Origin of the sequence: Corynebacterium sp. HMSC069E04 (assembly GCF_001813175.1) — a bacterium.
Classification (GTDB): Bacteria; Actinomycetota; Actinomycetes; order Mycobacteriales; family Mycobacteriaceae; genus Corynebacterium; species Corynebacterium aurimucosum.
Map to the genome: position 1 here is coordinate 5,668 of NZ_KV811694.1, position 10,973 is coordinate 16,640.

A 10,973-nucleotide genomic window follows, 5' to 3' on the forward strand; every position below is an offset into this window, starting at 1 on the left:
GCAGGTTCCTCTAACGGTTCCTCCAAGTAATCCGCACAGCGTAGGGACGTGTTCCCTTTAATAACACCGCTACGGGAGGTGCGTTAACCTCCCACCCAACTTGAGAGTTGATGAATCGGGGCATTGCTGCCGGGCTTTATAGCCCGGTGGCGTGGCCCGGCTCATGGCTCGATTTTGTTTGTTTAATAGTTCCGAAATACCATTTGTTATTTCTCATAGTCTTGGGTCTCTGCCGAAGCTTTTCCTTTCCTTAAGCTACCGGTGTAGAGGCTCATGGCCGCTGGCTTTTTGAAGCCGGTGAGCACGTACCCCGTCGCGTAGGTCAGAGGACGCGACGGGGTACTTTCGTTTTTCTTCTGAGAGTGCCTCCTGTTGGTGTTTCTCTTTTGTTTGAGGCAGAGGTAGATGTGCTCTTGTGAGGGACGTCTTGCTAAGCTGACAGTGCTTTTTTGAGCGTGCTTAGCTGGTGCTCTTTTGGTGCTGGCGGCTTCTAACTACACATTGTCACGGGTGCTTCCTTGTTTGCCTTGAATGCGCTTAGCCCAATTCCGTTTCTTTTGTCTTATTGGGTTGTGCATGGATTGGCTGAGGAGGCTGAGATGCCGCGTCATGGCGGCGAACCGTCGAACCTGATCCGGATAATGCCGGCGAAAGGGAGGAATCATGAACTCTGTATCTCATGATGGATTTGTTAATAGCGGAGCATCTACGAACGGTGTTGCTCCGCGCAGTTTGAACTGGCGCGTCGTTGACATCGTGGTGGCATCCGTGCTGGGTGTGGCGTGCGGAATTGTGTTCCTGGCGTGGAACACGGTGGGCTATGCCTGGTTTCAGGCTATGGATGCGCTCACGCCGGGCTTGGGCGGAATCGCTACTGGTATTTGGTTGCTGGGTGGTGTTGTTGGTGGCCTGATTATCCGGAAGCCGGGTGCAGCACTCTACGTGGAGCTGTTGGCAGCGATTGTGTCGGCGGTGCTGGGCTCCCAGTGGGGGATTAGTACGTTGTACTCCGGTATCGCGCAGGGCATTGGCGTGGAGATTGTCTTGGCAATCTTCCTCTACCGCCGCTTTGGATTGGGCATTGCGATGCTCGGCGGCATGGCTGCGGGCTGGGGTGCATTTGTGCTGGAGCTTTTTACCTCCGGAAACCTGGGTAAGACTCTGCAGTTCAACATCATCTACCTAGTGACGCTGAGCATTTCCGGAGCCATTCTGGCGGGTGCCGTGGGCTATTTCGTGGTTAAGGCTCTTGCGAAGACTGGTGCGCTGGATCGCTTTGCGGTTGGCCGCGAACAGCACAACGCTTAGACAAGCGTTGCTTGTCGCTTGTTACTAGTTTTGCGCTGTTCTTAATTGTTTCGCGTTGTTTGTTGTTTGCTGATCGTTGACTGATGCTGGTTGACGTTGCTGACTGTGATGGCTGGTTCTGATGGCTGATGTGGGTAGTGCTGGGGCCACGAAGCTTGTGGCCCGCGGCTTTGGCTGGACGCACGCGGGGAGGCGTGCGCCGGCGCTGGCGGATATTGACTTGGTTGTATCGCCGGGGGAGAAGGTGCTGCTTTGCGGTGATTCCGGTTCTGGGAAATCCACGCTGCTGGCGGCCATCGCGGGTGTGCTTGGTGGGGATGACGAAGGTACTCGAGTTGGAGAGATTCTTCTTGAGGATGCCTCCGGTCACGTCGAGCCACCCGGGCACACGATTCCGGTGGGGCTGGTGCTGCAGGACCCGGACTCGCAGGTAATTGCCGCGCGGGTGGGGGATGATGTGGCCTTTGGTTGTGAGAACTTGGCCTACCCGCGCTCGGAGATATGGCAGCGGGTTTCGGCGGCATTATCGATGGTGGGGCCATCGGTGGACTTGTCATTTCCCACCGAGCAGCTTTCCGGTGGGCAGAAGCAGCGTCTGGCCTTGGCCGGTGTCATCGCGATGGGTGCGGGCATGGTGTTGCTGGATGAGCCGACGGCGAACCTCGACCCGGAGGGAGCACGTGAAGTCATCGAAGCGGTGTCCACCATGGTGGAGCGCACTGGTGCCACGCTCGTCGTGGTGGAGCATCAGCACGCGGCGTGGAAGGGAGTGCTCGACCGAGCGGTTGAGCTGAAGGATGGGCGCATTGTCGCTGATGGGCCACTGGGGACTGTTGTCGCTTCGCGCTCTAATAGCGGTTTGCCGCGGGCGCGGGGGATTTATGGGGCGTCTTCAAGCAGCGTTGAGGTAGTGCCGGGCTCGGTAGAGCCGAGGTTGGAAGTACCGGGATGCGTCGTGCCGGGATCGGATGTATCTCATGTGTCCGGGCCGGAGACGGCGGCGCTGTGGAGTACGGACCTGGTCACCCGCTTCGGGCCGCCGCGCAGCTACGCGCTGCCGCGGGGGATGTCCACGGTGATTACTGGGCCAAATGGAGCGGGCAAGACCACGTGGCTGATGACGGTCGCAGGATTGCTTCCCGCAAAGTCAGGGGAGATTGGTGTGGCAGAGTACGTGCGGCGGGGGCTGAAGGGCTCGCCGCTGACGTGGAAGTCCCGGGAATTGGCGGACCGCATTGGCTTCGTCTTCCAGAATCCTGAGCACCAGTTCGTTGCCCGGACGGTGGCGGAGGAACTGCGCGTGGCGCCCCGGGTGATGCACCGCGAGGTGCCGGAGGCGCGCATTGCGGAGCTCGTGGAGTCGCTGCGCCTGGGACATCTGCTCAACGCCAACCCGTTTACGCTCTCCGGAGGGGAGAAGCGCAGGTTGTCCGTGGCCACGGCGTTGGTCACCGCACCCGAGGTGCTGCTCCTTGACGAGCCCACCTTCGGCCAAGACCCCCACACCTTCACCGAGCTGGTGTGGTTGCTGCGGCGCATGGCGGATGAGGGGACGACGATTGCTTCAGTCACCCATGATCCGCTGTTCATTTCCGCGTTGGGTGACCACCGAGTGGAGGTGAGCCGTGGCTAATTCGTCTTCGGTGAGCATGAAGGGCGCTGGCCGTTTGGGCAGCGCTGGTTTGCTGCGTGGCGTGAATCCGCTGACGCGCATCTTCTTGATGTTCGTGTGGGTTACGCCCTTGTTGCTTTCGGTGGATTGGGTCTCCGCGGCCGTGTCCTTGGGAATGACGCTGCTCTTCGCACCGTTGTGTGGGGTGTCGTGGCCCCGGCTAATTAAGGCTGGGTGGTTCCTGTTTCTTATTGCGCCGTTGTCTGGTATTTCGATGCTGCTATACGGTGCGCCCGGTGGCAGGGAGTACTTCAGCTGGTGGCTGATTACAGTCACGGATAACTCGCTAGAGTTGGCCATCGCCATTACGGTGCGTGTGCTGGCGGTGGCGTTGCCCATGGTGGTGCTGGCGCGGGATATTGACCCGGCGGAGCTAGGTGATGCGCTCTCCCAAATCCTCAAGCTTCCCTCACGCTTCGTTATCGGGGCGGTGGCCGGGGTGCGCATGATGACGCTCTTTAAATCTGATTGGCAGTACCTCGCCATGGCGCGGCGTGCACGTGGGCTTACCGACGAAGGCCGCATCAAGCACCTCATCACCATGTCCTTCGGCTTGTTGGTCTTAGCCCTGAGGCGCGGCGGCAAGCTGGCCACGGCGATGGAGGCGCGCGGATTCGGGCGCACACCGCCGGGCGGAGGCCAGCGCACCTGGGCGCGGCCCTCCCGCCTGGCCGGCCGGGACTGGCTGGTGATGGTGGTGGGAACCGGCCTTGCGGCGCTTCCGGTGGTAGTTTCGGTTCTCAGTGGGTCCTGGAGATTTTTTGGACTCTAGGATGACTCTCTTAAAAGCTGCACGCTAGACAAACCCAGAAGTGGTGAAAGACAACATGCAGGACACGGACCGCACGGACCATCGGGAAGGCGGTAAGGGAACTGCCGATACCAACGCCGCCGAGATGGACAGGCTCTTGAATGATGTGATGTCGCTCGCGGCGACACGCAAGCGCCCGATGCGCCCGGTCACCGTGCTTATCGACGGCCCCTCGGGTGCTGGCAAGACCTGGACCTCCGTGGCCCTCGCGGAGCGTACCGGGTGGCGAGTAGTCCACCTTGATGAGTTCTACCCCGGCTGGCATGGGCTGAAAGAAGGCTCAGAGATGGTCTCGGAACAAGTGCTGCGGGAGAATAACCCGGGCTATTGGCGCTGGGACTGGGAAGCCAACGCGCCGAAGGACTGGGCTAGTTTGGATGAGCGCGACGATCTGATCGTTGAAGGCGTAGGTTCGGTTACTGAGGCCACCGTAGCCGCCGCCAACGAGCGCGGCTCCGTGGTGACCGTGCGCATCGACGGGCCGCGTGAGAAGCGTCGCGAGCGCGCCCTTGAGCGCGACCCCGGCTATGAAGAGTGGTTTGAAACCTGGGAGAAGCAGGAACAAGAGCACTTCGCTGAGCGCGCGGTGGAGGCGGACCTGACCTGGGAGTGGCGCTAATGCTCACTGCAGCTTGAGTGCCAAGCCAAGCAGCCACATCATGGATTTGAGCAGATCAGCGGGGTGGTGGTAGTCTGTTCTAGGTTTCATCTTTATAGGAGATGAAAAGTCTGATCGGTATCTCGACCATCCTGTGGTTGAGGGACGTTCTGGACATGCGGAAGGGTCCCGGAGAAGAGCCCCTATTTTTGCATGTTTGGACTTGTGAAAGCGGTCAGTTCAAGCCGAAGTCATAGAGAAAGACTAGATTTATGCCAACTATTCAGCAGCTGGTCCGAAAGGGCCGCCACTCCAAGAAGGCCAAGGTTGCTACGGCCGGCCTGAAGGGCTCCCCGCAGCGCCGTGGCGTGTGCACTCGCGTGTACACCACCACCCCGAAGAAGCCGAACTCGGCTCTACGTAAGGTTGCCCGTGTGCGCCTGACCTCCGGTATCGAGGTTTCCGCCTACATTCCGGGTGAGGGCCACAACCTGCAGGAGCACTCCATGGTGCTCGTCCGCGGTGGTCGTGTGAAGGACCTCCCGGGTGTTCGCTACAAGATTATCCGCGGCGCACTGGATACCCAGGGCGTGAAGGACCGTAAGCAGGCTCGTTCCCGCTACGGCGCAAAGAAGGGACAGTAATCAACAATGCGTAAGAATGCTGCACCGAAGCGTCCTGTAGTTAAGGACCCGGTTTACAACTCCGAGCAGGTCACCATGCTCGTGAACAAGATCCTGCGTGACGGCAAGAAGTCCACCGCTGAGCGCATCGTTTACGGCGCTCTTGAGGTTTGCCGCGAGAAGACCGGTACCGACCCGGTTGGCACCCTGGAGAAGGCTCTGGGCAACATCCGCCCGGACCTCGAGGTCCGCTCCCGCCGCGTGGGTGGCGCTACCTACCAGGTGCCGGTTGAGGTTAAGCCGGCTCGTTCCAACACCCTGGCTCTGCGTTGGTTGGTGACCTTCACCCGTCAGCGTCGTGAGAACAGCATGATCGAGCGTCTCGCCAACGAGATCCTCGATGCATCCAACGGCCTGGGCGCTTCTGTTAAGCGTCGTGAGGATACTCACAAGATGGCTGAGGCCAACCGCGCCTTCGCTCACTACCGCTGGTAATCCCGCCGGTAGAACCCGCCACATGGCATCATGGCTCGAACAGCGATATCATCGTTTACCTGCGCTGACAGTGTGTGTTCTCGCTCCCTTTGGTGGAGCTCTGCACGCTAGCTAGTGGGGAACCTAAACTTGAATAGCGTTGTTCGGGCTATTTTTTATGGCGTGGGCTTTCGCTCTCACGCTGACGAAGAAGCCTAGACGTGGCAAAATAGACCAAGACCTATCCATGAAGACGTCATTTGAAGTTGCGTCAGTGCATAACTGACGCCGGCGTCGACGACAATTAAGTTGGGGTATTAACTGTGGCACAAGAAGTGCTTAAGGATCTGCACAAGGTCCGCAATATCGGCATCATGGCGCACATCGATGCGGGTAAGACCACCACCACCGAGCGCATCCTCTACTACACCGGCATCAACCGCAAGGTCGGCGAGACCCACGACGGTGGCGCCACCACTGACTGGATGGAGCAGGAGAAGGAGCGCGGCATTACCATTACGTCCGCCGCTGTGACCTGTTTCTGGAACAATAACCAGATCAACATCATTGACACCCCGGGTCACGTGGACTTCACCGTTGAGGTTGAGCGCTCCCTGCGTGTTCTCGACGGCGCTGTTGCTGTCTTCGACGGTAAGGAAGGCGTGGAGCCGCAGTCCGAGCAGGTGTGGCGCCAGGCTGCTAAGTACGACGTTCCCCGTGTCTGCTTCGTCAACAAGATGGACAAGCTGGGCGCTGACTTCTACTTCACCGTTCAGACCATCATCGATCGCCTCGGCGCTAAGCCGTTGGTTATGCAGCTGCCGATCGGTGCTGAGGATGATTTCGACGGCGTCGTCGACCTGATCAACATGCAGGCCATCACTTGGCGCGGCAAGACCGAGATTGGTACCGATGGCACCATCGAGGAGATCCCGGCCGACCTTCAGGAGAAGGCTGAGGAGTACCGCGAGAAGCTGCTCGAGACCGTCGCTGAGTCTGACGAAGAGCTCATGGAGAAGTACTTCGGCGGCGAAGAGCTGACCATTGAGGAAATCAAGGGCGCTATCCGCAAGCTGACCGTTAACTCCGAGATCTACCCGGTCTTCTGCGGTACCGCTTACCGCAACAAGGGTGTTCAGCCGCTGCTCGACGCCATTGTTGACTACCTCCCGAACCCTCTGGACATCGGCGAGGTCAACGGTACCTCCCTCGATGGCGAGGAGACCCTGACCCGTAAGCCTTCCGTTCAGGAGCCGTTCTCCGCACTGGCCTTCAAGATTGCCGTACACCCGTTCTTCGGCAAGCTCACCTACGTGCGCGTTTACTCCGGCCAGGCTATCCCAGGCGAGAACATGCTCAACTCCACCAAGAACAAGAAGGAGCGCGTGGGCAAGCTCTTCCAGATGCACGCGAACAAGGAGAACCCGGTCGAGCACGCTGACGCCGGTAACATCTACGCGTTCATCGGCCTGAAGGAAACCACCACCGGTGATACCCTCTGTAACCCGGACAACCCGATCATCCTCGAGTCCATGGACTTCCCGGATCCGGTTATCCAGGTTGCTATTGAACCGAAGACCAAGGCTGACCAGGAGAAGCTGGGTACCGCTATTCAGAAGTTGGCTGAAGAGGACCCGACCTTCACGGTCCAGCTCGACGAAGAATCCGGCCAGACCGTTATCGGCGGCATGGGTGAGCTGCACCTGGACGTCTTGGTTGACCGTATGAAGCGCGAGTTCAAGGTTGAGGCAAACATCGGTAACCCGCAGGTTGCTTACCGTGAGACCATTCGCAAGAAGGTTGAGTCCCTGGACTACACCCACAAGAAGCAGACCGGTGGTTCCGGCCAGTTCGCAAAGGTTATCGTCACCATCGAGCCTTATAACCCGGATCCGGAAGAGCTGGAAGAGGGCGAGTCCGCAACCTACAAGTTCGAGAACTCCGTCACCGGTGGCCGTGTTCCGAAGGAGTACATCCCGTCCGTCGACGCGGGTATCCAGGACGCTATGCAGTACGGCTTCGTTGCTGGCTTCCCGCTGGTGAACATCAAGGCCACCCTCGAGGATGGTGCTTACCACGATGTTGACTCCTCTGAGATGGCCTTCAAGCTCGCTGGCTCCCAGGTCCTCAAGGAGGCCGTTGCTAAGGCAAAGCCGGTTCTGCTTGAGCCGATCATGGCCGTTGAGGTCGTGACCCCGGAGGAGTACATGGGTACCGTTAACGGTGACATCTCCTCCCGCCGTGGCCAGGTCTTCGCTATGGAAGACCGCTCCGGCGCCAAGGTGGTTAAGGCTAAGGTTCCGCTGTCCGAGATGTTCGGCTACATTGGTGACCTGCGTTCTTCCACCGCTGGTCGTGCAAACTTCACCATGGTCTTCGATTCCTACGCTGAGGTTCCCTCCTCCGTGGCACAGGAGATCATCGAGGAGCGCACCGGCGCCAAGGCCTAAGGCTTAAGGGGATCCGATCGATTCCCTTGCCTGTGGGGGCTGGTAGTCTTCGCCAGTAGGCACCAGCTCCCAACGCTGGGGAGGTAGCGGTCCGCTGAGTGCGTAAAGGTTTTTGCGCGTTGAGCCGGCCGTTACCCTCCCAGGATCCTTTAAATTGATTCTTGTCGAGGGTCAACGTCCGCACGTGTTGGGCGGGGTTACCTCCTATTTGGGCAGTTTGAAAAAACTGCGGCATAAATCTAGGATCGTGTAACTGGCACGTAAGAAAGCGTCATTAGCGCTTATGGGCTTCGGCTCGAAGTGCCAATGGCAATACAAACCACGTGGCTGCGAAATACGTAGCCGCCATAGAGTCCAGGAGGACAAACAGTGGCAAAGGAGAAGTTCGAGCGTACGAAGCCGCATGTGAACATCGGCACCATCGGACACGTCGACCACGGCAAGACCACCACCACCGCAGCGATCACCAAGGTTCTGGCTGACGCTTACCCGGAGGAGAACACCGCTTTCGCATTCGACTCCATCGATAAGGCTCCTGAGGAGAAGGAGCGCGGTATTACCATCAACATCTCCCACGTGGAGTACTCCACCCCGAAGCGCCACTACGCACACGTGGACGCCCCGGGCCACGCCGACTACATCAAGAACATGATTACCGGTGCTGCTCAGATGGACGGTGCCATCCTGGTTGTTGCTGCAACCGATGGCCCGATGCCGCAGACCCGCGAGCACGTTCTTCTGGCTCGCCAGGTTGGCGTTCCGTACATCCTCGTTGCACTGAACAAGTGCGACATGGTTGACGATGAGGAAATCATCGAGCTCGTCGAGATGGAGATCCGCGAGCTGCTTGCTGAGCAGGACTACGACGAGGAAGCTCCGATCGTTCACATCTCCGCTCTGAAGGCTCTCGAGGGCGACGAGAAGTGGGTACAGTCCGTCATCGACCTGATGGACGCCTGCGACGAGTCCATCCCGGATCCGGAGCGCGAGCTGGACAAGCCGTTCCTGATGCCGATCGAGGACATCTTCACCATTACCGGCCGCGGTACCGTTGTTACCGGCCGTGTTGAGCGTGGCTCCCTGAACGTCAACGAGGACATCGAGATCATCGGTATCAAGGACAAGTCCATGTCCACCACCGTTACCGGTATCGAGATGTTCCGCAAGATGATGGACTACACCGAGGCTGGCGACAACTGTGGTCTGCTTCTGCGTGGTACCAAGCGTGAAGAGGTGGAGCGTGGCCAGGTTTGCATCAAGCCGGGCGCTTACACCCCGCACACCAAGTTCGAGGGTTCCGTCTACGTCCTGAAGAAGGAAGAGGGCGGCCGCCACACCCCGTTCATGGACAACTACCGTCCGCAGTTCTACTTCCGCACCACCGACGTTACCGGTGTCATCAAGCTGCCGGAGGGCACCGAGATGGTTATGCCGGGCGACAACGTTGAGATGTCCGTAGAGCTCATCCAGCCGGTCGCTATGGACGAGGGCCTGCGCTTCGCTATCCGCGAGGGCTCCCGTACCGTCGGCGCTGGCCGCGTTACCAAGATCCTCGGCTAATTCTCGCTAGGGCTTAAGGCCCTTCCTGATTAGCAGGTCTGTAAGCCGCTCAATCCCTGATGGGGTTGGGCGGCTTTGGTGATCGTGGGCCTACTAGGCTTAGGAGTCATGTTTGACCCAACCCGTATTGACCGAACCCTCGCCGCCCTGCGTGCCGCGTGGGAAGGCCAACCGGACTTACCTTTGGGAACCCTGTTCGGAATGCTGGCGGCGGAAGGATACGGCTGGGGCGTGCCTGACGACGAACTCACCGCCCGTCTAGAGTCCATGGCAGCCGTTCACCCGCCGCTCGTGCCTCTCGACGGCCACCTCATCACCGAAGGCCTCTGGCTCGTCGTTACCCCGTCTCATCGCGTTACCGTGATGCCCACAGTCCCTACCTTTTCTCCTCATGGCCCTGTTGTTCCGGCTTCGACCAAGTCCTCAGAGCACCCGGTATCCATGGTGCCCACCGCGCTTCCGGCGGGCCTGGTTGACAAGGCTCCCACCGAGTCCTCACGGTGCCTCGATGAGCAGCGCATCCCAAGCCAGTTTCAAGAGGAGAACGCCTCTACTTCCCAGCCGCATCGAGCCACGTGCGTGGCAGTCGTACGGCCGGTATCGAAGGAAGGACAACGAGGGCAACCTGTGGCGTGGCAGGTCTCAGCACTCCGTCCGGTGGGCCCTGGCCGCCCGCTTGTCCTCGCAGACACGGAAGGTTTCGAGCACCGCTTTGGTGTTATCGAGTCTGTTACCCGCCTGCGCGAAGACCATCGCAGCTTGACTGGATTGAAGCGCCGCAGCGTGGGGGACCGCGTGTGGTTCATCCGCACCGATACGGAAACAATCCTCCTCGACCACGGTCTGCATATCATCGAGCGCAAAAACCGGGAGCTCATCCGCACTGATTTCTCGTGGCATCGCATCGAGGAGGGCGAAGTCGGAAGCACATTCCGCGTTCACCTTTCACGCGGAACCATGCACACGTTTGGCGTTATCAAGGAGCTTATCCTCGCCGAATCAGAGCCCTGGAGTGCTCCTCCCTCGCCACCCCTTTAATCAGTCCTGGTGCGCCGAGCTTTGCTCGGAGGCTGGCCTTGATTGGCGGGTTCGCCTTTAAGAGCTAAGGGGCCCCGTTGCATCTGCCGCTTCCCGTGGCATGTGAAGCGTAGTCGGGGATCCTGCCAGCCTGGCTTCGCCTTTAAGGGCTTAAGAATCCCCGTTGCTCTTGCTGCTTCCGGCAGCACGTGAAGCCGGACTTGGGGTCGGCGGATTGCCTATCAGTCTGGCTTTGGATGATGGGTGGCGCTGGCATAAGGCTCGCAGGTTTTCTTGCGTACCTTGTTGTGGTTTGTGGGTGGTGGTGTCTGAAGGATCGCCGGTATCCCCGTCAGCGTGGCTTCGACTGACGGGGGCGAACCGTTATCAGGCGCGATGAGGTGGTTGGCGCTGTCCTTTCTGCTGTTGCTGTGTGGTGGCTGGGGGTGTTAGCTGCTGT

Annotated in this window: 9 protein-coding genes and 1 riboswitch; all 9 genes read left to right on the forward strand. The window is 59.4% G+C overall.

All coding sequences use genetic code 11. The features are described from left to right. Nucleotides 1–496: 496 nt before the first annotated feature. A riboswitch (TPP riboswitch) is annotated at nucleotides 497–674 on the forward strand. After that, nucleotides 664–1,308: an ECF transporter S component gene (locus tag HMPREF2896_RS09940; RefSeq protein ID WP_070719402.1), complete on the forward strand. Its 645-nt coding sequence runs from the start codon at nucleotides 664–666 to the stop codon at nucleotides 1,306–1,308. Its footprint overlaps the riboswitch before it by 11 nt. Before the next feature lie 121 nt (nucleotides 1,309–1,429). Beyond that, the gene (locus HMPREF2896_RS09945; RefSeq protein WP_070719404.1) at nucleotides 1,430–2,941 is read left to right on the forward strand and encodes an ABC transporter ATP-binding protein; all 1,512 of its coding nucleotides are present in this window, start codon (nucleotides 1,430–1,432) and stop codon (nucleotides 2,939–2,941) included. Between the two features lie 16 nt (nucleotides 2,942–2,957). Continuing rightward, nucleotides 2,958–3,752, forward strand: coding sequence for an energy-coupling factor transporter transmembrane component T family protein (locus HMPREF2896_RS09950; RefSeq protein WP_070719407.1), 795 nt, complete (start codon nucleotides 2,958–2,960; stop codon nucleotides 3,750–3,752). Between the two features lie 55 nt (nucleotides 3,753–3,807). After that, on the forward strand, nucleotides 3,808–4,410 hold the full coding sequence (locus HMPREF2896_RS09955; RefSeq protein ID WP_070719409.1) for an isopentenyl transferase family protein: 603 nt from the start codon (nucleotides 3,808–3,810) through the stop codon (nucleotides 4,408–4,410). A gap of 251 nt (nucleotides 4,411–4,661) precedes the next feature. Next, a complete protein-coding gene (gene rpsL, locus HMPREF2896_RS09960; RefSeq protein WP_010189693.1) occupies nucleotides 4,662–5,033 on the forward strand; it encodes a 30S ribosomal protein S12 in 372 nt (123 codons plus the stop codon). Nucleotides 5,034–5,039: 6 nt separating this feature from the next. After that, a complete protein-coding gene (rpsG, locus tag HMPREF2896_RS09965; protein ID WP_010189692.1) occupies nucleotides 5,040–5,507 on the forward strand; it encodes a 30S ribosomal protein S7 in 468 nt (155 codons plus the stop codon). A 302-nt stretch (nucleotides 5,508–5,809) separates the two neighbouring features. Next, nucleotides 5,810–7,936 carry an elongation factor G gene (gene fusA, locus HMPREF2896_RS09970; RefSeq protein ID WP_070645245.1) on the forward strand — a complete coding sequence of 709 codons (2,127 nt, stop codon included), beginning with the start codon at nucleotides 5,810–5,812 and terminating at the stop codon, nucleotides 7,934–7,936. 369 nt (nucleotides 7,937–8,305) lie between these two features. After that, complete coding sequence (tuf, locus tag HMPREF2896_RS09975) at nucleotides 8,306–9,496, forward strand: elongation factor Tu (RefSeq protein ID WP_070444762.1); 1,191 nt, start codon at nucleotides 8,306–8,308, stop codon at nucleotides 9,494–9,496. A gap of 108 nt (nucleotides 9,497–9,604) precedes the next feature. After that, complete coding sequence (locus HMPREF2896_RS09980) at nucleotides 9,605–10,534, forward strand: hypothetical protein (RefSeq protein ID WP_070719410.1); 930 nt, start codon at nucleotides 9,605–9,607, stop codon at nucleotides 10,532–10,534. Nucleotides 10,535–10,973: the final 439 nt, after the last annotated feature.

What these genes read in the sequence shown, in the direction of transcription:
- HMPREF2896_RS09940 (WP_070719402.1), top strand. Translation starts at nt 664, where the DNA reads ATGAACTCTGTATCTCATGATGGATTTGTTAATAGCGGAGCATCTACG.
- rpsL (WP_010189693.1), top strand. Translation starts at nt 4,662, where the DNA reads ATGCCAACTATTCAGCAGCTGGTCCGAAAGGGCCGCCACTCCAAGAAG.
- HMPREF2896_RS09980 (WP_070719410.1), top strand. Translation starts at nt 9,605, where the DNA reads ATGTTTGACCCAACCCGTATTGACCGAACCCTCGCCGCCCTGCGTGCC.
- HMPREF2896_RS09945 (WP_070719404.1), top strand. Translation starts at nt 1,430, where the DNA reads ATGGCTGATGTGGGTAGTGCTGGGGCCACGAAGCTTGTGGCCCGCGGC.
- HMPREF2896_RS09955 (WP_070719409.1), top strand. Translation starts at nt 3,808, where the DNA reads ATGCAGGACACGGACCGCACGGACCATCGGGAAGGCGGTAAGGGAACT.
- rpsG (WP_010189692.1), top strand. Translation starts at nt 5,040, where the DNA reads ATGCGTAAGAATGCTGCACCGAAGCGTCCTGTAGTTAAGGACCCGGTT.
- HMPREF2896_RS09950 (WP_070719407.1), top strand. Translation starts at nt 2,958, where the DNA reads ATGAAGGGCGCTGGCCGTTTGGGCAGCGCTGGTTTGCTGCGTGGCGTG.